The 22,960-nt window shown below is 64.0% G+C and carries 21 protein-coding genes; 7 read left to right on the forward strand and 14 right to left on the reverse strand.

The annotated features are described in order from the left end of the window. The first annotated feature begins 157 nt into the window (after positions 1–157). From R2834_11125 to R2834_11135, 3 genes are all read left to right on the forward strand, one after another. Entirely contained in the window at positions 158–958 is an 801-nt protein-coding gene (locus tag R2834_11125; protein ID MEZ4700873.1) for an MOSC domain-containing protein, read from the forward strand. A 277-nt stretch (positions 959–1,235) separates the two neighbouring features. Continuing rightward, on the forward strand, positions 1,236–1,724 hold the full coding sequence (locus R2834_11130) for an HNH endonuclease (GenBank protein MEZ4700874.1): 489 nt from the start codon (positions 1,236–1,238) through the stop codon (positions 1,722–1,724). Positions 1,725–1,797: 73 nt separating this feature from the next. Continuing rightward, entirely contained in the window at positions 1,798–2,268 is a 471-nt protein-coding gene (locus R2834_11135) for a hypothetical protein (GenBank protein ID MEZ4700875.1), read from the forward strand. 27 nt (positions 2,269–2,295) lie between these two features. Here the strand turns inward: R2834_11135 and msrP are convergent, their stop codons facing one another. From msrP to gap, 12 genes are all read right to left on the reverse strand, one after another. Next, complete coding sequence (gene msrP, locus R2834_11140) at positions 2,296–3,312, reverse strand: protein-methionine-sulfoxide reductase catalytic subunit MsrP (protein ID MEZ4700876.1); 1,017 nt, start codon at positions 3,310–3,312, stop codon at positions 2,296–2,298. A gap of 500 nt (positions 3,313–3,812) precedes the next feature. Continuing rightward, positions 3,813–4,253: an energy transducer TonB gene (locus tag R2834_11145; protein ID MEZ4700877.1), complete on the reverse strand. Its 441-nt coding sequence runs from the start codon at positions 4,251–4,253 to the stop codon at positions 3,813–3,815. Between the two features lie 49 nt (positions 4,254–4,302). After that, complete coding sequence (locus R2834_11150; GenBank protein MEZ4700878.1) at positions 4,303–5,760, reverse strand: M56 family metallopeptidase; 1,458 nt, start codon at positions 5,758–5,760, stop codon at positions 4,303–4,305. Next, positions 5,744–6,142, reverse strand: a complete 399-nt coding sequence (locus R2834_11155) for a BlaI/MecI/CopY family transcriptional regulator (GenBank protein ID MEZ4700879.1) — start codon at positions 6,140–6,142, stop codon at positions 5,744–5,746. Before R2834_11155 ends, R2834_11150 begins: the two co-directional genes overlap by 17 nt. A 163-nt stretch (positions 6,143–6,305) precedes the next feature. Next, positions 6,306–6,536: a hypothetical protein gene (locus R2834_11160; protein ID MEZ4700880.1), complete on the reverse strand. Its 231-nt coding sequence runs from the start codon at positions 6,534–6,536 to the stop codon at positions 6,306–6,308. A gap of 670 nt (positions 6,537–7,206) precedes the next feature. Then, on the reverse strand, positions 7,207–7,899 hold the full coding sequence (locus R2834_11165) for a TIGR04283 family arsenosugar biosynthesis glycosyltransferase (protein MEZ4700881.1): 693 nt from the start codon (positions 7,897–7,899) through the stop codon (positions 7,207–7,209). 17 nt (positions 7,900–7,916) lie between these two features. Beyond that, the gene (locus R2834_11170) at positions 7,917–8,813 is read right to left on the reverse strand and encodes an arginine deiminase family protein (GenBank protein MEZ4700882.1); all 897 of its coding nucleotides are present in this window, start codon (positions 8,811–8,813) and stop codon (positions 7,917–7,919) included. A gap of 193 nt (positions 8,814–9,006) precedes the next feature. Further along, positions 9,007–10,014 carry a hypothetical protein gene (locus R2834_11175; GenBank protein ID MEZ4700883.1) on the reverse strand — a complete coding sequence of 336 codons (1,008 nt, stop codon included), beginning with the start codon at positions 10,012–10,014 and terminating at the stop codon, positions 9,007–9,009. Between the two features lie 17 nt (positions 10,015–10,031). Then, a complete protein-coding gene (locus R2834_11180; GenBank protein ID MEZ4700884.1) occupies positions 10,032–10,889 on the reverse strand; it encodes an ABC transporter permease subunit in 858 nt (285 codons plus the stop codon). Further along, on the reverse strand, positions 10,886–11,854 hold the full coding sequence (locus R2834_11185) for an ABC transporter ATP-binding protein (GenBank protein MEZ4700885.1): 969 nt from the start codon (positions 11,852–11,854) through the stop codon (positions 10,886–10,888). Before R2834_11185 ends, R2834_11180 begins: the two co-directional genes overlap by 4 nt. A gap of 14 nt (positions 11,855–11,868) precedes the next feature. Next, a complete protein-coding gene (locus R2834_11190; protein ID MEZ4700886.1) occupies positions 11,869–13,065 on the reverse strand; it encodes a phosphoglycerate kinase in 1,197 nt (398 codons plus the stop codon). A 178-nt stretch (positions 13,066–13,243) separates the two neighbouring features. Next, positions 13,244–14,248 (reverse strand): type I glyceraldehyde-3-phosphate dehydrogenase, encoded by a 1,005-nt coding sequence (gene gap / locus R2834_11195; protein ID MEZ4700887.1) that lies wholly within the window; start codon positions 14,246–14,248, stop codon positions 13,244–13,246. A 297-nt stretch (positions 14,249–14,545) separates the two neighbouring features. On the opposite strand from gap, the gene R2834_11200 reads away from it, so the two are divergent. The 4 genes from R2834_11200 (at position 14,546) to R2834_11215 (ending at position 18,851) form a co-directional block, all read left to right on the forward strand. Next, on the forward strand, positions 14,546–15,250 hold the full coding sequence (locus tag R2834_11200) for a tetratricopeptide repeat protein (protein ID MEZ4700888.1): 705 nt from the start codon (positions 14,546–14,548) through the stop codon (positions 15,248–15,250). A 131-nt stretch (positions 15,251–15,381) separates the two neighbouring features. Beyond that, positions 15,382–16,767, forward strand: coding sequence for a sigma-54 dependent transcriptional regulator (locus R2834_11205; GenBank protein ID MEZ4700889.1), 1,386 nt, complete (start codon positions 15,382–15,384; stop codon positions 16,765–16,767). Continuing rightward, positions 16,760–17,488: an ABC transporter ATP-binding protein gene (locus R2834_11210; GenBank protein MEZ4700890.1), complete on the forward strand. Its 729-nt coding sequence runs from the start codon at positions 16,760–16,762 to the stop codon at positions 17,486–17,488. Before R2834_11205 ends, R2834_11210 begins: the two co-directional genes overlap by 8 nt. Positions 17,489–17,645: 157 nt before the next feature. After that, positions 17,646–18,851 (forward strand): PepSY-associated TM helix domain-containing protein, encoded by a 1,206-nt coding sequence (locus R2834_11215; GenBank protein ID MEZ4700891.1) that lies wholly within the window; start codon positions 17,646–17,648, stop codon positions 18,849–18,851. A 56-nt stretch (positions 18,852–18,907) separates the two neighbouring features. Here R2834_11215 and R2834_11220 read toward each other — a convergent pair whose 3' ends face one another. Together R2834_11220 and R2834_11225 are read right to left on the reverse strand one after the other, a co-directional pair. After that, entirely contained in the window at positions 18,908–20,365 is a 1,458-nt protein-coding gene (locus tag R2834_11220; protein MEZ4700892.1) for an acetylxylan esterase, read from the reverse strand. A gap of 248 nt (positions 20,366–20,613) precedes the next feature. Continuing rightward, on the reverse strand, positions 20,614–22,827 hold the full coding sequence (locus tag R2834_11225) for a hypothetical protein (protein ID MEZ4700893.1): 2,214 nt from the start codon (positions 22,825–22,827) through the stop codon (positions 20,614–20,616). Positions 22,828–22,960: the final 133 nt, after the last annotated feature.

The raw sequence follows: 22,960 nt of genomic DNA on the forward strand, positions 1-22,960 counted from the left end.
TATCCTGAACCCGTCGGTGTCTGAAAACGCTTCGGACAAAGCCGTATCCTGAACGTGATTCAGGATGCAACGCTGTACTGGGAGTTCGTACAACGCCCGGACCTTTTTCAAACCAGGTTCTAGCCCCAGTCTGTCACCTCGCTAATCGCTGTTCGTCATGCCGCTCCGTGTCACCTCGCTGCATCGTTATCCCGTAAAATCCGCCGGCGCCGAAACGCTGGCCGAGGCGCGCGTGACCTTCCGGGGCTTCGCGCAGGACCGGCGCTGGATGATCGTGGACTCGGAGGGGGCGTTCATCACCCAGCGCGAGCAGCCCCGCCTCCTGTATGTCGAGGTGGAAAGCGACGGGGGCGGTGCGATCACGTTTCGGGTGGATGGAAAGCCCTCTTGCCGCGTCGAGCCGCCGGGCGAAGATACGGCGCGGCGCTCGGTGGTCGTCTGGGATGATCGCGTGGAGGCCGTCGACGCGGGAGAGGAGGCGGCGCGCTGGTTGTCCGACTACCTCGGCGCGGCGTTCCGGCTGGTCCATATGCCCGACTCGTCGCGCCGCGCGGTCGACCCGCGTTACGGGCAGGCCGGCGACATCGTCAGCTTTGCCGACGGTTACCCGATCCTGCTGCTGACGGAAGGCTCCCTCGCCGATCTCAACGGGCGGCTCGATCAAGCCATTCCGATGGCGCGGTTTCGGCCAAATATCGTGGTGGGAGGCGCGGAACCGTACGCCGAGGACGGATGGCGCGAGATTCGGATCGGCGATGTGACGTTGCGCGTGGTGAAGCCCTGTGCGCGGTGTGTGATGGTGACGCTGGATCCGGTGGCGGGCGTGTTTCAGAAGGAGCCGCTGCGGACCCTCGCCGGCTACCGTCGGGACGGCAACAAGGTGCTGTTCGGGCAAAACCTCATCCCGTCGAACGAAGGGCTGATTCGGGCCGGCGATCCCGTCGAAGTCATTCGCTGAGTGGGGCCCGTCGCGCGACCGTCAGCACCCCTGGATCCCTTTTAAGGGGCATTCGTAATGAAGACATGATGCATCGCGCCGGCGCGCGCTGTATCTTTTCATCGCTCTCGTACGCCAGACGAGAGCCTGTCAACCCGGGAATGGTCTCATAAACCGAGGATGCTACTTTCAAGCACGCCACGTTTGTACTTGCGATAAACGCGTGTCCATCGAACGGTGATCGGCCTGAGTCCGTCACATCCAGAGAAGGGTCGTGGGGTGTGTCATGAGCGGTCACGTGCTTGTCTTGAACCAGGATTACCGGGCGCTCACGATTTGCAGCGTGCAGCGCGCCGTTGTGCTTGTCCATCTCCAGAAGGCCGAGCTGGTGGAAAGTATGCCCGATCACTTCCTCCGATCGGCAACGCTGCACTTTCCATGGCCCAGCATCGTGCGCCTCAAGTATTTCGTTCGGGTGCCGTACAAACGCATCATGCTCTCGCGCAAAAACGTGCTCCGCCGGGATGGGTACCGGTGCCAGTATTGCGGCAACCGCGAGAGCCTGACCGTCGATCACGTCCTCCCCAAGTCGCGCGGAGGCAAGGATACATGGGAAAACCTTGTCGCCGCCTGCACGCCCTGCAACAACCGAAAAGGAAACCGCACGCCCGAAGAGGCCCGGCTGGAGCTGCGCCGGCAGCCGTTCCGGCCGAGTCAGGTGATGTTCATCCGTGATTTTATCGGGAATGTCGACGATACCTGGAAGCCCTATCTCTTTCTGGCGTAAGCTGGTAGCTTACATACGGCATCATTGCCCGGACTTCCGGCACGGTGCCGGCAAACCAACCTGACGTTCGCCCATGCAGCGCTATATCGCCCGTATCGTTTGGATCGTGCCCCTGGGTCTGTTCTGGCTCGGCATCAACCAGTGGCACGTGGCCAGGGACCTGCGCGCCACGCTCGAACAGGGGGAAGCCGCCCGCGCCGAGGTGATCGAGTTCATGAAGAACGAGCGTCCGGATATCCCCTTCGGCTATATCAGCCTGCGGGCGCATCTGGCGGATGGCCGGGAGATCGTGCAGGAAAAGATGGCGCTGCCGTTTACCCTGCTCCCGCAGGTTGAGCATGAACAGGTCCTCGACGTCCGCGTCATCCCGGGCGCCGAGCAGCCAATCGTTATCAGCGCGATCGCGCGCACCCAGTGGAAGATCGCGGCCATGCAGTCGGCCGTGTGCTTCGGGATGATGCTGATGTTCGGCATCGGCATCTTCTTCTGGAATCGCATGCTCACGCGATCCGGCGATCCGGCCACGCGCCTGGCGGTGAATTGAACGCTCCGGCGCCGCGCGGCGTGATGATTACTCCCTGGGCTCCTCGGGATACAGATCCCCGACCCATTCGGCGTATCCGTTGAACAGCTGCGTCGGCACGCGACGGTTGTTCTGGCCGATCATGCGCTCGGTCGCCTGGCTCCAGCGTGGGTGCGGGACGTTCGGGTTTACGTTCGAAAGGAAGCTGTATTCCATAGGCTGGAGGTCGTTCCAGAACGTTTTGGGCTGGCGATCGACGAACTCGATCTTGATAAAGGCCTTCGGCCCCTTGTAGCCGTATTTCCAGGGCGTGGCCAGACGCCAGGGCGAGCCGTTCTGCTTGGGCAAGGGCTCGCCGTAGAGGCCGGTCGCCACAAAGGCCAGATCGTTCATGGCTTCGTCCATCCGCAGCCCTTCGTAATAGGGCCACGTGTACCACGGCGCGGCGGGGATGCCGGGCATCTCCTTGGCGCGTGCGACGCTCACGAAACGCACGTGGGTGGCTTTGGAGAGCGGCTTGCATCGTTCGATCAGCTTCTTGAGCGGAAATCCCGTCCACGGCACCGTCATCGCCCAGGCTTCCACGCAACGGAACCGATACACCCGCTCCTCGAGCGGCATCTCGCCGATCAGCTCCGCGATGTCGATCTTGAACTTCTTTTCGACCAGTCCCGTGACTTCCAACTCCATCGGAAAGGGCTTGTAGTCCGCGGTGTCCTGCCAGAGATCCTTCAGGTCGCCCGAACTCTTGAACTCGTAATAATTGTTGTACGACGAAGCGATGATCCGATCGGTGATCGGGCGTTCCTCCACGGTGAACGCGGCATTGCGGCCGGCGGGGTAGCCGGTGCGCGGCGCATTGGCCGGGATGGTGTCGAGCGGGCCCCCCTGCACGCCGGCGGTGGCGGTCTCGTTCGCACACGCCGTGAAACCGCCCGTCGCCAGCATCGCAATCGAGCCCATGCCGAGCTGCTTGAGGAAGTGCCGGCGGTTGTTGTAGACATCCTGCGGGGTGACGAGGTGCTCGGGAATCTGCCAGCCGGGTTTCAGAATAATATTTGCCATGATGCTCGATGCTTGACGCGAAACGGACGTTGGAATGTTGGTAGGAATGTACGCCCCAGCCGGAGGCAAGATCTCACGAATCTATAACATCGAACGCCCCGCCAGCAAGAAAAACGCCGGCCCGATCGTATCGAGCCGGCATTCGTAGAAATACCAACCCGTTCATTCGGTCGAATGAACGGGTTGGTATTTCAGGTTCGAGGTTCGAAGATCAATGTTCAGAAACGGTTGGGGTTTTCAAAAATCCTTATCGGCACGTCATCCTGAACCGCCCTCCGCTTGCGGTGGGCGTGATGACCGTCGCGCAAGGCGGGAGACCTCTCGAACCACCGTGAGACGCTCATGGGAGCCATGCGCGAGTGATTCGGGAGGTCCTTCGACAACCCCGTCGCAAGCGCCGGGGGCTCAGGAAGACAACTCTTTTTTATTTCTCAACAGTTTCTCAAGGTAGAACTTCATTGAACCTCGAACCTCGAACCTCGAACCTTGAACCATCCCCTTCACGCGTCCCCATTCAGCTTGAAGGCGATCGGGATCGACATCTTGACGCGAACGGCCTCACCTTTCTGGCGGCCCGGCTCGAATTGCGCCGCGCGTACCGCCGCCACCGCCGCTTCGTCGCACCCGCCCCCGATGCCGCGCACCACGACGGGGTTCTCCACGCGCCCGTGTTCGTCCACCACAAATTGAACGAAGACCTTGCCTTCGATGCCGGCGGTTTTAGCCGCTTCCGGATAGGTCAGGTTCGCGGCGAGGCTCTGGATGCCGCCCACGAGCTGCGGCATCTGTTCAACCACAACGAAGGTGGGGGCTTCCAGCGCGAGCTGGGTGGTTTGTTCGGGCTCGTTGGCGGACGGGACGTCGCAGGCAGCCAGGCCGGCTGCGGCGAGCCCGACGAAGGAAAACGCGAGGATCAGTCGGGAAAAACGGTTGGATTGCATGTTCGGTTACCGAAGGGTTGGATGAAGGGGTACGGAGGGTGCGCGCCGATCAGGGAGCGGCCGGCGCGTCCTCCAGCTTGAATGTGATCGGGATCGACATTTTCACCGCCACAGGGACGCCCCGCTGCCGGCCCGGGGCGAAACGGGCCTGCGATACCGCGCGGATCGCCTCCTCGTCGCATCCGCCCCCGATACCGCGGACGACGGTCGGATCGATGACGCGGCCCTGGTTGTCGACGACGAACTGGATGAATACGCGTCCCTCGATGCCGGCGCGGCGGGCGATGTCGGGGTACTGAATGGACTCCTGGAGGCTGCGCAAGCCGCCAACCAGCACGGGCATCTCTTCGACGACCATGAACACCTCGTCGGAGGGGACGAGCTTCAGGTGCTCCGCGGCCGCGGGTTCGGCGGGCGTGCGTGTCAGGGCGGCGGTTCCGTCTTCATCCTCGAGCTGGTTGACCGTAAGGCTCTGGTCGAACGTGACCTCGCACCCCATCGCGGCGATGCCCAGAAAGAAGAAGGCCCCGGCAGTGCCCAGCGCGAGGGCGCGAACGATGCGCGGCGAGGCCGGCGCGCCGCGGTAGGCCCGCAGCGCCTCCACCCGCTCCTTGAGCCGCCCGGCTGAAGACATGTGTACGGCGAGTCGCTGCTGGGCTTCGGGACGCAGCGCGAACCGCGCGAGGAGCGACGCATACCGCTTCCGGCTGAACGCCGGCTGATTCAGCAGTTCGGCGTCGCACGACAACTCGCGTAACCGCTCGATCCGCTGGCTCACGGCGTGTACCGCCGGATTGATAAAAAAGAGCGACCGGACCACGGACTCGAGGACGCCGCGCGCAAAATCACGGTGCGCCACATGGATCAGCTCGTGTTCGAGCGTCATGTCCAGCGCATCCGGCTCTTCCAGCAGCGAAACGGGGAGGACGATGGCGGGCCGGCGCCAGCCGAAGGTGACCGGCGAGTGCTCGTGCGGCGTCACAAAGAGGGCGACCGGGACCTGAACGTTCCACTTACGCCGGAGCGCCTCCAGCCGGCGGGTCGCCTCGGCCGGCGCCGTCACGGCCAGCGCGTCGCGCAGCCGCCGGAGATCGACCAGGCGGCGGCAGACGATGGCCAGCTGGAAGCCTGCGAGGGCGGCCATGAGCAGGGTGAATAGGCCGATCGTATGGTTCAGCGTCCAGGCAGGCGCCGCTTGCGCTTCCCCCGCCGCGAGTAACGTGCCGATGCTGATGCCCGAGGCCGGCCCTTCCGGTTGCGCGCTCCAGGTCCAGGGCGCGGCGATCTCGAACCGTGTGAGCGGAGCGAGAAGGAGGCCGACGGGCAACGCCAGCAGCAGGGCCGTCACCAGCTGATAGCCGGGGAGGGGCTGCGGCATCCGGATGAAGCGGAGGGCCAGAAGGACCGCGCCGGCCAGCATCGCCCACACGAGCTGGGGCATCCAGTAGCCGGCGAGCGCCGCTTCGCCGAAACGGGCCAGGAAGGTGAGATCAAGCGGAAGGTTCATCGTCATCCTCCATGGAGTCGATCAGGTTGCGGATTTCCAGGCGTTCGGCCTCCGAGAGCGACTCCTGCCGCGCCAGCGAATGGAGCAGCGAGAGGCCGGAGCCGCCGAAGGCCTTTTCGAGCAGGCCGCCAAGCAACTCCTGTTGTACGTCGGCCTGCGTGCGGGAAGCGCGGTAGATGTAGGTGTTACCTTCGGCGCGGTAGGTCAGGAAATCCTTCTCGGCGAGCTTTTTCATCACGGTCATCACCGTGGTGTACGCCACCTTGCGTTCGCGCAGCAGGCGATCGTGCACCTGGGAGACCGTCGCCTCGCCGAGCGCCCACACGTGCTGCAGGATTTCCATCTCGGTCTCGCCGAGCGGGGTGAGCGAATTTCGTTTCATCGGGGGGACAGCAATGAATCGGTATATCGATCATCGCGATGGTACCGGCGCGATTGAAAGCGGGGCCGAGTCTGGAGGACGCACTTATGCGATCGCGATCTCACCGTGGTTCATGCGCGCCACGTTGCGGCAAATTGAATACGTTCTTCTCGTTGTGTCGCCGTCATCGGGCAGCATGGTTGCGACGGGTGACGTCGGCAGGACTCGGCATGGCGCACTTCGACGTTGAGCGTGTCGCCTGCAGCCATCCGGCATCGGGCTCGAGCTCGCTGCAGGCGCGGCTCATCCAGGATTTCACTATGCCCGGTGGCAGCGACTCGAATGCCGTGACCGCAAACGTGAATGGAGCCGCCTCGACGTCCATCTCATAATAGACGCCTTTCTCGATGGTCATGAAAAGAGGACGATCCCATGCCGACGATCTCACAACACGTCCCGCGACCACCTCGGCTTCCCCTCGCACGAACCGGACAGCGTCACGGTATTCCATGTCTGCGCGTAGGCCAGTCATGGGTCAGGTCAGTCGTACAGTCCGGTATGGAACGTAGCCTGGAAGACCGCGAGGCGGGCTGCTCGTCATGCGATTCCGACCGGCGCTGGCAGGCAGACCGACAGCGCGATGGCTATGGGCGTTGGCTTCTACTATAAATAGTATTACATGGGTCGTATGTCAAGAGGAGCCTGAAAAAACTCCCCGCCGACACCTTGTGTCTCCCGGAAAGGGCTCTGAGAAACGGTTGAGAAATAAAAAAGAGTTGTCTTCCTGAGCCCCCGGCGCTTGCGACGGGGTTGTCGAAAGCCCGCTCCCGCGAACGCGGGGACCTCCCGAATCACTCGCGCAGGGCTCCTATGAGCGTCTCACGGTGGTTCGAGAGGTCTCCCCGCGTTCGCGCGGACGGGCATTCATCACGCCCACCGCAAGCGGAGGGCGGTTCAGGATGACGGACCGAGACGGATTTTTTGAAATTCCCAACCGTTTCTGAAGGGCGTAAAATGACAGGATGGCGGCATTGGGTAGCGAGATGACTATCGATGAAGGGTCCGTAAAACGCGGGCCCTATCGATCAGCCTGCCGGCGCCTTGGGTTTTGCACTGTAGCGATACAGCGCCGCGAGCTTCTCGGGCGGAGTGCCCAGGAGGTAGCGCGTCCAGAGGTAGCTGTTGAGGAGTTGCTGGCGCAGATGGCCGTGTTCGTCGAACCGGCGTGCGGCCGTGGTGACGTAGTCGGGAAGGAAGGCGAAGCGACCCCGGCGGTGCAGGCGGCGGACGATCTCGAGATCCTCGAAGGCGGGGATCTCCTGGAAGCCGTCGATGGCTTCGAAGACGGCGCGGCGGACGAACAGCGTGCGGTCGCCGAAACAGAGGAGCGGCGTGTTGAGCCGGGTGCAAAAACTGTAAAAATCGAGCAGCGGCGCGCGCCGGTCGAACCGGAGGCGGAAGGCGCCGGCGTCGATCGCCGGGTTGGCCAGCGTATCGGCGATCCGGGAGATGCCGTTCGAGGGCAGGGTGGTGTCCGCGTGCAGAAAGAGGAGGGCGTCGCCACGGGCAACGCGCGCACCGGCATTCATCTGCCGGGCGCGACCGCGGTCGGATGTGACGACCCGGGCATGGCGCTCCGCGCACGCGGCGGTGTCGTCCTGCGAGCCGCCGTCCACGACGATGAGCTCGAAACGGCCTTCCTGCCGCCGCAGGGTTTGCAGTGTCGTTTCGATGCGGGATGCCTCATTCAGGGCCGGTATGACGATGGATACATGCACCGGCTGAAAATCGCGATTTACCAGAACATTTGCTTCATGCAGAACACCGACCCGCCGGATTTCAGAAACTCGTCGGTGTCCAACTCCACGGGTTCGTAGCCGGCCTCGCGGAGCCGCTGGTTGGTGCGCCGGCAGCCGCGCTGGATGAGCACATGCCGGCCGTCCGGACAGTGCGCGTTGCAGGCGAAGAGCGAGCGTGCCTCGTCTTCCGGCGCTTCGATGATCCGCGTAAACACGGCCTCGATGAGCGCGAGGCCGGCGCTGGTGAATGCGCCGGGGTAGATCAGGACGGTTTCTTCGTCGAGGACGCTGAAACACGTATCGAGGTGGTAAAACTCGGCGTCGATCAGCTCCAGCAGGATGACGGGTACGTTCAGGCGTTCTGCGATAAAGGGATATACCGTGCTGTCGGTCCGGTAGCCGTAGCCGCCCCAGAGCAGCGCGCGGCCGGGATGCCAGATGGCGTCGCCCATACCCTCGAACGAGCCGGCCGTGGATTCGGGAAGCCGAACCGTTTCATAGCCGGCGTCGGCGAAGAAGCGCTCGTAATGCACGACTTCGCCCCGGCGCTGGGGCGCGTCCATCCGGCTCAGGAAAACGCCCCGGTGTTTACCGCCTCCGCTGACAAACGGGAGCGTCTGGTTGGCGCAGAACACCATGTCGGGCTGCCCGGCGACGCCCTCGATGACGGCCGGCGCGATCCCGAGCGCCTCGTACGCGGCCTTGAGCGCTTCCCACTGTTCGAGCGCGCGCGACCGATCGACCGCGCCGATATGGCCTTCCATGTGCGGGTTGATGACGTAGAGCACGTCGAAATGGAGCGGAGACGTCATGAGCACCCTGCGCGGGGCAGGCAGGGCCGGGAGCGCTTCCAGCGTGAGCGCAAGATCGCGGCGCGTGTGGACTACGGGCATACGAGGATGTACGGATACGGGAGGCGAGGTGCATGAATCCGGCTGAATACGCCGGCCTACCCGGAGCGCTCCCGGTCGCTGCGATGAATTTTTCTGCATTCGAGCCGGCATAAAAAAGAAGCGGGGACTCGATCGATCGAGTCCCCGCAGAAACGGAATATGAGTACCGGGTTGCCGGCGGCCGGTCGGCGGCTCAGTTCTTAGCCATACTCTCGAAGAAGGCGTTCGGCGCTTCGAAACGCACCGTGACGTAGTCGCGCTCGACGGCAACCTTGACGTCGTCCAGCATCGACCGTTTGTCGTCATCCAGGCCATCCTGCGCCCGCGCCATCGCGATGGCGCCGCGGACCAGCGAAGCCAGGTCGTCGGCGGAAACGCCGTCGGACGGGTAGATCTGCATGGTGGTCGCCATGGAGGCGGGCTGTACGTCCAGCGCACCGCCGGCGGCCTGCACCGCGGTCACAAGCCGACCGAGTTGATTCTCGATCGCCTCGGAGCCGCTCGGCGCCGTCATTTCGGACGGTTTGAGCGCCACGCCCCACACGTCGCCGGCCGCGGCGGCGCGGGCGATGCGCGCCATCATGTCCTTGTTATCCGCGATCGAGGTGCCCTGGCCCTGGAGGCGGTCCAGCATCGCGGTGACATCCTGGTATCCGCTGGCCGCGACGATCATCTGGTCGCTGGCGAGCGCGAAGGCGATCCCGCCGTGTTCGCCGGCCTTTTCGAATACCGTCACGCCGGCATAGTCACGCTGCGTCAGGTCGCTGCCCAGGCGGCTCTCGACAAAGTTCTGGAGCGCCTCCCGGTCAAACGTGCCGTAGATCGCGAAGTTGACGGCCGGATGCTGATTCTGGCCCTCGACCGCTACGAGGCCGGCGTACACTTCGGAGAGATCCGTTTCCGGGTCGAGCCCCGTGGCCGCGGTGAAATCGTCGAAGCGGGCGCGGGCTTCGCCCTGGAGGTGGCTGGTGAAGAAGCCGGCTTCGCCGAACGGCGTGGTCAGCGGGTTGGCGGCGAGCGATTTCAGGTCGATCATGCCCACCGCGATGGCGTCCTCGGGCATGACTTCCGTGGCGCCGCGCGCCGTGAGCGACATGGCTTCGGGCGAATCCTGCAGTTCGGCGTCGCAGGCGCTGAGGCCGGCGATGAGGAGGAGGGTCAGGGCGAGCGAGGCGTTGCGGCGTAGACGAGGTGTTTTCATGTGGATCCTCGGGGCGGTCAGTAGTCGCGCCGAACGAAGAGCCATCCGGCGGCGCCATACATCACCGCGCCAAAAAGAAGGGTTGAAATCAAAGGATACCAACCCGTTACGCTATCATTTCCCGAGAGTTGCACGACGATCGGGGTGACCTCGGCGAAGTTGGGGAGGACGTGGTAGAGGACTTCGAACGTCTGCCGTCCGGCGAAACCGAGCTGGGGCAGCAGCTGGTCGCGCAGGGCCAGGACGAGCGAGAGGAAGATGAGTCCGTAGCTGACGATGAGGGAGATCGCCGTATTCTGGAGCCATACGCCGATAAACACCACGACGCTGTACATCGTCGCGAACACGGCGCACACGATCCCGAGCGACACCAGGAAGCGCGGATTCCAGATGCCCGACTTGATCGACATCACGAGCCATACCATGACGAACAGGTAGAGCCCCATCAAAAAGATGGTGAGCAGCACGGCCGCGACATGGCCGCCGAGAATCCGTAGCCGGCTGATGGGTTTCGACAGGAGCAAGTCGACGCGTCCGCGTTCGAGCAGGTGGTTGATCATGGGCGCCGTGGTGAACAGCGCCAGCAGGATCCCGAGCCAGTAGCAGGCGCCGGCGACAACGCGCTGGACCTCGAACACGACGCGTTCCAGCGAGATCAGCTCCTCGATGCGGGCGCCGGTCTCGGGGTCGATCCGCGCCGCGTTCATGTTCGCCGTCTGCCCCATGATGCGCAGGCCGGCGAGTGAGCCCTCGACCACGTCCATCTGCAACGCCAGCGACAACACGCCCCAGATGACGGTGATGACGATAAACAGCCCGATCGTCACCTTCCGCGCGATGAGCTCCTTGAGGGTGAGCAGGAATACGCCGATCATGACACGCGCCCTCCGATGCTGCTGTCGGTGGCCAGCAGCTGGATGAAGGCATCCTCCAGCGAGCGCCGCTGGGGCTGGATGGCCTGGATGGCGACGCCGCCGGCGCGCAGCTGGTCGATCACCGCGTTCAGCCGCTCGGTCGAGGCATTTTCAAGGCGGTAGCGCCCCATCCCGCCGGCATCCGCTTCGTTGGCTTGCAGACCGTCCGTGACCTGGAGCTGGGCGAACAGGGTTTCGGGCAACGGGGTGCAGGTGATGTCGTAGGCGACCTCCGTCTTGCCCACATGCTCGAGGTCGCCCTCGTACACGAGCGCGCCTTTGTTCAGGATGGCGATGCGGTCGCAGACGCGTTCGACCTCGGAGAGGAGGTGCGAATTGAGGAAGATGGTTTTGCCTTCGTCCCGGAGGCCGGCAAGCAGGTCCCGGATCTCACGCCGGCCGATGGGGTCGACGCCGTCGGTCGGCTCGTCGAGGAATATGACCTGCGGATCGTTGAGGAGCGCCTGCGCCAGGCCGAGACGCTGCATCATCCCCTTGGAAAACGTACGGATGCGCGCCTTGCGCCACTCGGTCATGCCCGTCCGCTCCAGCAGGCGCGGAATCCGTTCCTTGAGCAGCGACGGGGATACGCCGCCCATCCGGCCGTAGACCTGGAGCAGCCCCTCGGCGGTAAACACCTCCGGGAAACGGTGATTCTCGGGCAGGTAGCCGATGGCGCGGCGCGCCTCGGGGTGCTGCACAGGCAGACCGAGAAGGGTGGCGCTTCCCTGTGTGGGACGCACCACCCCCAGGAGAATCTTGACGAGCGTCGTTTTGCCGGCGCCATTGGGGCCGAGGAGTCCGAAGATCTCGCCGCGACCGACCTGGAGCGTGAGGGCCTCCAGCGCCTGGACGGAACGACGCGACAGGGCGCTGCGGTAGACTTTGGTGAGACCCTCGACCCGTATCGGCTCAGTTTCCGGCATGTGTACGCGAGCGATCAGGCTCGTTTGTTCAGCGCGGCGATGCCGGGGAGGGTGATGCCTTCCAGGAACTCGAGCATGGCGCCGCCGCCCGTCGAAACGTGGCTGACGCGGTCCTCGAAGCCCATCTGCGTGATGGCGGCCACCGAGTCTCCGCCGCCGACTACCGTGAGGGCGCCGTGCTGCGTGGCCTCGGCGAGGGTTTCGGCGATGGCGAAGGTGCCGCGGGCGTAGTTCGACATCTCGAAAACGCCCATCGGGCCGTTCCAGACGATCGTTTTGGCTCCGAGGAGCAGTTCGCGGTACGCCTGCACCGTTTCCGGCCCGATGTCCAGCCCCATGAAGTCGGCCTCGATCGTCTTGGTCACGTGATGCGGGGCGTCGTTGTTGAACTCGGTCGCCACGATGTGATCGAACGGCAGCTTGATCCGGCCTTCCGCCTCGGTGAACAGTTTGTGCGCCTGCTGGAGCTTGTCTTCCTCGTAGAGCGACTTGCCGACCGGCTGGCCCAGCGCCTTGAGGAACGTATAGCTCATGGCGCCGCCGATGAGGAGGTAGTCGACGCGTTTGAGCAGGGCCTCGATTACGCCGATCTTGTCCGACACCTTCGCGCCGCCGATGACGGCCACGAACGGATGTTCGGGGGATTCGAGGAGGCGGTTGAGGTACGTCACTTCACGCTCCAGGAGGAGCCCCATGGCAACTTGCGGCACGAGCCGGGCCACGCCTTCCGTGGATGCGTGGGCGCGGTGGGCCGAGCCAAAGGCGTCGTTGACGTACACATCGGCCAGTTCCGCGAGTTCGGCGGCGAGTTCCGGGTCGTTTTTGGTCTCGCCGGGGTAAAAACGCGTGTTCTCGAGGAGGATGACGCCGCCCTCCGGCATGCGATCGATCGCTTCCTTGATGGCCTCGCCCGTCAGGTGGGAGGCGAAGCGCACCGGGAATCCGAGCAGGCTTTCCAGGTGCTCGGCGACCGGAGCGAGGCTGTATTTGGAGTTCGGGACCCCTTTGGGCCGGCCCAGGTGGCTGATCAGAATCGCCTTGCCCATCCCGTTGATGACCTTGCGGATGGTCGGGATCGCGGCGCGGATGCGCGTGTCGTCGGCCACGTGCTGGCGGCCGTTCTCGTCCTCGCGCAGCGGCACGTTAAAGTCGACACGGATCAGAACGCGTTTGCCTTTCAGATCGAGATCGTTAATCGATACACTGTTCATCGGTATATACCCCTTGACTCAGAGGGAAGCCGCATGGAAGGTACAGCGCCGCGCGCACGATTACACGACGCCGGCGGGTCTCCTGCGAAAAAACGTGCGAGTGGAAAAAGGAAAGAGCGGAGTATAGAGGATACTCCGCTCTTTACCGTGTAGGTTCGGGCTGGTGTCGGTTCCGGGATCAGAACGACATGAGCTTCGCGGCCAGGTCTACGGCGCGGTTGGCGTAGCCCCATTCGTTGTCGTAGAAGCTTACGACCTTGACCATGTTGCCCTGCACCATCGTCAGATCCGCGTCGAAGATGCTCGAGTGCGGGTTGCCGACGATATCGGTCGACACGATCGGATCTTCGCAGTACTCGAGGATGCCCTTGAGGGTGGTCTCGGCGGCCTTTTTGAAGGCGGCGTTCACTTCCTCGACGGTCGTGTCCTTGCCGAGTTCGGCGACGAGGTCCGTCACGGAGCCGTCAGGCACCGGAACGCGGAGCGCGAAGCCGTCGAGTTTGCCCTTGAGGTGGGGCAGCACGAGGCCGACGGCGCGGGCGGCGCCGGTCGTCGTCGGGATGATGCTCAGCGCGGCCGCGCGGGCGCGGCGGAGGTCTTTGTGCGGCGCGTCCTGGAGGACCTGGTCGGCCGTGTATCCGTGCACCGTGGTCATGTAGCCGCGCTTGACGCCGAAGGCTTCGTCGAGCACCTTGACGAGCGGAGCGAGGCAGTTCGTGGTGCAGCTGGCATTCGATACCACCTGTTCCTTCCCGTTGAGGACATGGTCGTTGACGCCCAGCACGACGGTGGCGTCGACTTCGCCCTTGGCGGGGGCCGAGATGATGACTTTCTTCGCGCCGGCTTCCAGGTGGAGCGCCGCCTTGTCACGCGCGGTGAACACGCCCGTCGATTCGATGACGACGTCGCACCCGAGCTTGCCCCAGGGCAGGTTCTTCGGATCGCGCTCGCTGTATACCTTGAAGGTGTCGTTGCCGATGGTGATGGCGCCGTCCTTTTCCTTTACTTCGCCTTTGAAGATGCCGTGTACGGAGTCGTACTTGAAGAGGTGGGCGAGCGTCTTGGCATCGGTCAGATCGTTGATGGCGACGACGTTGAACGTGCCGGGTTTTGCGGCGAGGATGGCGCGCATTGCGAGCCGGCCGATGCGTCCAAAACCGTTGATGCCTATTTTAATGGCCATGATAGTCGATTCCTTCTGGGACTGGTGGTACAAGCGGATGGTGTGGATGGAGGACCGGGTCCTCGGATAGCCGGCGCAAAGATAACAGACGCGGCGATTCACCGACAAACGCGCCCGGTGAATTAATCAAAAAATGACCAAATTTAGCATTTTGCGTAAAAGTCCCATTTTTCGGGATACCAGAACCGGCAGGCGCGTATGAAAGCCGCTAAACCGGGCGCGAAGGCTCGTCTGGTCCCACCGCGCCTCGCGCGACCTCGTTTTATCCAAACGCAAGCATTCGTTTTAAAACCGATCATGGCAACCCATAAGGCACCGCAACGCATCACGCGCCGACACGAGCTTCGCGAAGACAAGGTGATCACCTTCTATAGCAGGGTGTGGACGTTTTTCGACGAAAACCGCACGCTGGTATTCGGCGTGGTCGGGGTGATCGTGCTGTTGTTCATCATCGGCGCCGGCTTCAGCCTGTATCAGGACAAGAAGGCGGATCAGGCCCAGACGGCCATGGCTGCCGCCGTCCGCGCCTACGAACGCGCGGACTACCAGACCGCGCTCGACGGCGACGAATCGAACGCCGGCCTGCTCGATGTCGCCCGTCAGTACGGCGGCACCCCCGCCGGCAACCTCGCCGCCTATTACGCCGGCGACGCGCTCTACCGCCAGGGCAAGTTCGAGGAGGCGCTGGCCTATTTCGACGACTTCGACAAGCGCGACAACGTCCTGGGCGCCGCGGCCTATGCGGCGGAAGCCGCGATCTACGAGAATACCGGTGATTTTGCCCGCGCCGGCGAACGCTACGAACGCGCCGCGTCGACCTTCGCCACCGATTTCACGACGCCGCAGTACCTGCTCAGCGCCGGCCGCGCCTACGAGAAAGCCGCCAACTTTTCCAAGGCGCGCGCCATGTACCAGCGCATCAGCGACGATTTCCCTGAATCCACCGAGGCCCGGGAGATCGAGTACTACCTCGCCCGCGTGGACGTGGAAGCGAAGGGGTGAGGCGCCGCGGCGAGCGCCGTTTACGCATCCTCGCGCTCCGGCGCGTACCTTAGTCGCGCAAACGCATCGATCCTCCCCGGATTTATGCGTTTGTCGTTTCTGGCAATCCGACCATCGCAAACCCGCACGTTATGGCTGCCGCTAGCATTCTGGTGATCGACGACGAGGCCAGCATCCGACGCACGTTGCGCGAGATTCTGGAATACGAGGAATACGACGTGGACGAGGCGGAAGATGGCGAAAAGGCGCTGGCGAAGCTCCGGGCCGGCCGCTACGACCTGGCGCTCCTCGACGTCAAGATGCCCCGGATGGACGGCATCGAAGTGCTGCAGGTGATGAGCACCGAAATGCCGGAGATCCCCGTCGTGATGATCTCGGGCCATGCAACCATCGAGACGGCGGTCGAGGCCACGAAACTGGGCGCGTTTGACTTCATCGAGAAGCCGCCCGACCTGAACCGGCTCCTGCTCACGCTCCGCAACGCGCTCGACCGCGCCAATCTCCAGGAGGAGAACCGCCGGATGCGCCAGACCATCGTGGAGCACCACGAGGCGCGGCTGCTCCCGATCATCGGCGAAAGCCCCGCGATGCAGCGCATCAAGGATACGATCAAACGCGTGGCGCCGACGGAAGCGCGGGTGCTGATCACGGGCGAGGCCGGCACGGGCAAGGAACTCGTCGCCAAGTGGATCCACCATCAATCCCCCCGGAAAGACGGGCCCATGGTGGAAGTCAACTGCGCGGCCATCCCGGGCGAACTCATCGAGAGCGAACTGTTCGGGCATGAAAAGGGATCTTTCACCGGCGCCACGAAACAGCGCATCGGCAAGTTCGAGCAGTCGAACGGCGGCACCCTGTTTCTCGATGAAATCGGCGACATGAGCCTCTCCGCCCAGGCGAAGGTCCTGCGCGCGCTCCAGGAGAATCGCATCAGCCGGGTGGGTGGGGATCGCAGCATCCCCGTCGATGTGCGCGTCGTTGCGGCGACGAACAAGGACCTGCTCGCCCAGATAGATGCCCACGAGTTTCGGGAAGACCTGTATCACCGTCTGAGCGTCATCCTCATCCACCTCCCGCCGCTCCGCGAGCGCCGCGAGGATATCCCGCTGATGGTGCCCCAGTTCTGCGAGCACCTCATCCAGCGCAACGGCCTGCCGGCGCGGCGCTTCTCCGATGCCGCGCTCAAGCTGCTGGCCGAGTTCGACTGGCGCGGCAACGTGCGCGAGCTTCACAACGTGATCGAGCGACTCCTCATCCTGAGCGAAGGGGATGAGATCCTGCCGCGCGACGTGCAGCGGTACGTCCAACCCAACGCCGGCGGAGGCACGTCCATCACCAGCCTCTTCGACCAGTACGAAGCGTTCAGCGATTTCAGGGATCAGGCGGAAAAGCTGTTCATCGAGCACAAGCTGAACCTGTACGACTGGAACATCAGCCGGACGGCCGATGCGATCGGCATCCAGCGGTCGCATCTCTACAACAAGATGGGCAAATATGAGATCGAACGGCATGGATGACGCCGCCCCGCATGCCGACGCCGTTCGGGCCGCCCCCGCGACGCCGCTGCTCGTCGTCGATCGGTTGAGCAAAGTCTACGAAACGGCGGCCGGCGCGCCGTTGCACGTGCTGGACGAGGTATCCTTTACGGTCGACCGCGGCCAGGTGGTGGCTGTCGTCGGGGAAAGCGGAACGGGGAAAAGCACCCTGCTGCATATGCTGGGCGCCCTCGATCGCCCGACGGGCGGGCGGGTGCTGTTCGAGGGAGAGGACATCTTCAAAAAAGACGATGAGGCCCTCGCGGCCTTTCGCAACCGGGCCATCGGGTTCATCTTTCAATTCCACCACCTTTTGCCCGAGTTCACGGCGCTCGAGAACGTCGCGATGCCGGCGCTCATCCAGCATCGTTCCTTCGAGGACGTCCACGGACGGGCCGAAGAACTGCTCCGCAGCCTCAACCTGGGCGCGCGGATGCACCACCGCCCCGGCGAACTCTCAGGTGGCGAGCAGCAGCGCGTCGCCGTCGCCCGCGCCTTGATGAACCGCCCCGGCCTGGTCCTCGCCGATGAGCCGACCGGCAACCTCGATGTGAAGACCGCCGAGAGCCTGCATCACGAACTCATCCATCTGAGCCGCACGTTCGACCAGACGTTCATCATCGTCACCCACAACCCCGCGCTGGCCGAGATGGCGGACCGGGTGCTGCGACTCGAAGACCGCAAGGTGATCGAAGCTCGATGAGATCGATGAGAACGCGGAAAGGGATGGAATGCAGCCGGCGCCGGCGCGTCGATGAGGGCTGGAGGGTTCAAGGATATATGTTCAAGGTTCAAGTCGGTGATCCCTCGAACCCCAATCCTTAAACCTTGATCATCAACCCCCAGACTCCTCGCGTTCGATGAAGCGTTTGCGCAAGATCCTGTTCTGGTGCCATCTCACGGTCGGACTGACCATTGCGGTGATCGTCATCATGCTTTCTGTTACCGGCGTGTTGCTCACGTATGAGCGCCAGCTGGTCGCCTGGGCCGATACGCGGGACATGGATGCCTCGGCTCCGGAGGCCGGCATGGCCCGGCTGGGCGCCGGTGAGTTGCTGGCGATGCTAGCGGCGTCGGAAGGGGCGCTGCCGGGGTCGGTGACGTGGCAGGCGGATTCGGAGAAGCCGGCGACCGTCTCGTACGGGCGCGAGAAGACGCTGTACGTGAATGCGTATACGGGGGCGGTGCTGGGCGGAGCGAAGCCCGATCTTCGGGCCTTTTTTGAGTCGGTCGAGCACTGGCACCGATGGATGGCGGCCGAAGGCGAAGGCCGCGAGACGTTCAAAGCCATCGTCGACGGCGCCAATCTCGGGTTTTTATTCCTCGTCCTGAGCGGCCTCTGGCTCTGGTGGCCCAAGAACTGGCGGAAGAACACCGTGCGCGCCGTGACATGGTTCAGAGCCGGTCTTTCCCCGAAGGCGCGCGACTTCAACTGGCATCACGTGATCGGCTTCTGGTCGCTCATTCCGCTGTTTATCATCGTGGTGTCGGGCGTCGTGATAGCGTATCCCTGGGCGAGCAACCTCGTCTATACGCTCAACGGGGAGGAGCCGCCGGTGCGCCGCGCCCCTCCGGGGCCTCCTCCCGCACCGCGGCCGGACGGCGGGACGGGCGAGCAGGCCGCGGCGGCGCCGTTTCACATGGAGGAGGCCTCCTATCGCGACCTGAATGTCCTGCTGGCCCCCGCCGAGCGGCGTATGCCGGCCTGGCGCACGCTGACGCTCAACGTGCCGTCGGCCTCGGATGAGACGATCCGCCTGTCGCTCAACGCCGGCACCGGCGGGCAGCCGCAGATGCAGGCGCAGATGGAAATCGATCGCGCCACCGGCTCGGAGGTGAGCTACCGGGGCTTCGAGGCCGGTACGTCCGGCGGGAAGTGGCGCGCGATCCTGCGGTTCGCGCACACGGGCGAGGTGCTCGGATTCTGGGGGCAGACGCTGGCGGGGCTGGTGACGCTCGGCACGATCCTGCTCGCCTATACCGGCGCAGCGCTATCGCTCCGGCGTTTCGCCGCCTGGCGCCGGCGCAGGGCCGAGGCCGCCAGGCGTGCGGTGGCTGCGGAATAAACGCGTGCGCCCTATGATGCCGGCGAACGCACCGGCGCATGCAGTGGGGAATGCGCTCAGGGCTTCGGTGGGGTGTGGCCGATCAAGCGGTTCGCCCATTCCAGGAAAAACTTCATGTTGGATCGGTCCTCATGGCCGCCGTTGTGCTGGCGCCAGGCCAGTTCGCCGTCCGTGAGCGCGGTCTGCATGGGCGGCATCGGGGCCGTGCGGTAGTCCTCCGCGACGCCGAGATCGCGCGCGCCGAGGAGCCGGAATGCCGGGCCGGCGGCTACGGTGGCCGTATAGCTGCCCTGCTGATCCAGCCAGAGCGCGTCGCCCTGCTCGGGGATGCCGTAGCTGATGAAGGTGGGGCGCGGGGCGCAGAGGGCGATGAGCATGTGGCTATCCACCGGCATGTCGCTCGCATCCATCCGCCCGAAGGAAGAGGCCTCGGTACCGTACTTGAGGTAGTTGCCGGCCATCCAGTGGTATTCGCCCGATCCCGTGAGATTCTCGACCGCCTCGCCGAAGTTGCGGCGGTGCAAGGTTGCGCCGCCCTTCCCCGACGAGCCGATCAGTCCCATGCGAAATCGCGGCTCGAAGGCCAGCGTGACGAGCGCGGCCTTGCCATAGCGCGACACCCCCTCGATGCCCACGTTGTGCGCGTCGACGGTGGGATCGGTCTCCAGGTAGTCGAGCGCGCGGGCGGCGCCCCACGACCAGGCCCGGAGCGCCCCCCAGTCGTCAGGCCGGCGCGGCTGCCCCTTGTTGACGAGGCCGATGATGCCGCGGGTCAGGCCGGCGCCGTTATCCGCCTGAATGCTCGACGGGCTGACGACGGCGTAGCCCCATCCGGCGGCGATGAGCTGCTCGGTGGACGGCGGCGCGCCGTTGGGCGGCGTCGGGAATGACGGTCGGTCGTCGTTCGCCGCCTCTTCCGGCGTTTGCGGAAGCTCGAGGCTGCGGCGGAAGCCGAACATCATCAGGACCGGGACCGGGCCGGCGGCGTCCCGCGGCGTCACCAGCGTCATCTCGATCTGCACCGTGTCGGCCGGGTAGGACGTATTATCTACCTGCCCGAGGAGCTGCCGGCCGTACACCGGGATGCCGCCCACCACGCCGTCGGTCTTTTCCGCCACGATGCGCCACGTGACCGCCGGCACATGGGCCGGGATGCGGCCGTAGATTTCCCGCTCGAAATCGGCGACGATCTCCGGCCGGCGCTCGTTCCACCACATCTCGGGCGTCGTCACGCGGCGGCCATCCTTCATGACGAGCAGCTCCGGCAGATCGGGGTAGGGGGTGGCGACGGCCGGGTCGTAGTTCGCCGCGTTCGGCTCGCCGGCGGCAGCGCGGCCGTTGGGGCCGGGGCGCAGCGCCGTGATGCCGAGCTGCTCCATCATGTGCTGATGATCCTGCTGCGTCGTCCAGCCGGCAGGTTGTTCGGCGTTCTGGGCGCGTGCGGGGACGGCGAAGAGCGTGAGCGCCAGCAGGAAGCCGGCGAGGAGGGTAGCGTTCGGCTGAGTCGTCTGCATGGAACGGCCTGGGTCGTGGGGCTGGAACGGCTATACGATCGGGAATTGAATTGATAAGATCAATCGAGGGGGCAACCTGGTCCGGGCAATCGCATTCTCGCGCTGGCCGTGAGAAGCGTATGGGAGTTTGGGTGCATGGGGCATTTTTACCGCAGAACCTCTCACACCCCCATACTCCCGCACCGGGAGATGCTCACGTTAGAAGAGCATGCGATTGCCCTGCCTACCTGGTCGGTCTGAAACATCAGTTACAAGATCACGACCAGCTTCTTGACGTTGGTGGCACCCGTGTCGTTATCCACGACACGAACGAGGTAGATCCCGCTCACGACGGCTTGCCGGGAGGAGGTGGTCATGTCCCAGAATGCATTGCCGCTGCCGTCGGTGTGCTCGATGCGCCGCACCAGTTCGCCGACTTCGGTGTAGATCGCGATGGTGCAGTGCCCCGGAATGTCGAGAAATTCGACCATGCCTCGCGTCGGGTTGCCATCCGGGACGATCCGCAGGGATGCATCGGAAGCAAGATTCATGGGATTGGGGACGATCCGGAAGTCCGACACCTGCGCACCCGGAAAACGCACGAGCGAAGCCGGGAGATAACTCTGCGTGAAGTAACGACCGCTCTTGAGGGGGATTCCGCCGGGCGTGCCGGCGATGCCCGATGCGTCCACCGGGTTAGCAGGGCCGACCGCCTGCAGGAAATAATAATAGTCGACGCCGCGGATGACGCCGGTATCCTCGTACGAGCGGGCGGAGCCGGGCAGGACGGCGATCTGCGTATAGGGCAACTTGTCGACATAATCGCTGGTCCGGTACACGTCCCATTGCACTGGGTCGACGGCCCCCGGCATCGGCTCCCAGCGTAGCTCGATCCGATCGGGATGCCCCGTGATCTCAAACCGTCGTGGAGGTCTGGGGGGCTCGACGATTGGATAGCTGGTCATGCCGGCGCTGGCGTTCCAGACGTCTCGCGCACGGTACATCATCTGGAACAGCGAATCGCGCTCCGTCATCACCCACTGGTTCTTTGTTTGCAGTTCGCTGCCGTTTTTGTAGACATCGTAGTCCCACGGGATGTCCGCGATGACGCCGTCGCCGTTGGCGTCGTATGGGATACGGAGCGCGTCGTCGAGTCCACTGTTTTTATAGGCAACGCCGATTTCAGTGGCCGCTTGATAACTCAGCCCGGCGGCGCCTTCGGCCTCGACGATCTCAAGCGTATCCCCGAACGCCATCTGGTACGGACCGTACGTAAACAGCGGGGAAAAACCGCCGGACCGGCCCCAGGCCGCATCCCGCGTTGGCGCCCAGAAGGTACCCTGCTGCTCGATCCGATCCGCATGGTGAGGGAACATGCGCGAGGATCCGTCGGGAAAAACAGCGGGATTTTCCCGGGTCAGCATCCCCAGTTCGTAGTAGTCTCGCTCGGATAGAAAGTCGCCGTTGAGTTCTTCGTCGTTGTCGATCCAGCCGATCGCGACGGGCTGGACTGCCGGGTCGTAGATGCGGTTGGAAGGGGAGGTGTCGGCATGTAATACGACGCGGCCGGGCATGGACATCCCCGCCAGCCGGCCGATCGTGTCGCCGGGGGCTTCCGTTCCTCTAACACGCAGCAGGGGACTTCCCAGGTTGTCCCATAACTCAGAGGCAAATCCGGGGTCATAACCGGCCCACATGTAGATGGCGGTGAAGTTGACGGGGTATTCCTGGTGTCCGTCGCCGACGATATCGATCATGGTGAATTTGCCCCAGAGCTGTCCGTTTGAGCCATGGTCTGCGGCCTGTTCTCGGCCCACCCAGCGATACATGTTGGTGAAGAGCACGTCATGAAGCGACTGGCCCGGCAGTTCGATCGCGGGATCGGCGTCGGTATTGCCGTTATTGATCATGCGCCGGCGGATGATGTGGTAGTCGTCATGCCACTCGCTGGCATAGGCGTACACCCGGCGTTCGGTCTCTATCCCCAGGATGGAGCGATACCGTTGATAGAGCACACGGTCGGCCGGAAGTTCTGGATCGACCTCGTCCAGGATGGTGATCTTGTCAAACGTCGAAGGGCTGTTATGCACATACGACGGCACGCCGTCAACGACCACGTCGGTATCCTCGAATCGCGCCACGAGCCGGGTTTCGATCGGGATGTACGTGGCATGACCGTGAGCGCGGAGCCCGATGCGGGCGACCCGATAATCCCAGGTACGTCCCGTGGCATCGGTCCAGTTCTTCAGTCCGATCCAGTACGCCTTGGCGCGATAGTGGGCCGATCCGCGCAGGATGGCCGGCCATTCGAGACTACGATTTCCGGAAACCCCTTCGGAATGCGCTCCTGCTTCGGAATAGAAGCTGTGCATCTCGCCGATATCCATCCAGGTCACGCGAAATTGCGCGCCGGCGTCGTCAGGCGCACAGACAACGAGGCATGCCATCACGAGCGCCGATAGGCGCAGGATGCGGATCGTCATGTCGGCTTTTCCGAAGACCCGGGTTGGAAGAGGGATTGCACGACCCACGTGCAGCGCCGGCCGCGCGTTGTAACATACGAAACGGCCGAGTGCAACGTAGGGTCATTCGCACGCCCTCATGCGCGTGGCCCCG

Source organism: Rhodothermales bacterium (assembly GCA_041391505.1).
Lineage (GTDB): Bacteria > Bacteroidota > Rhodothermia > Rhodothermales > JAHQVL01 > JAWKNW01.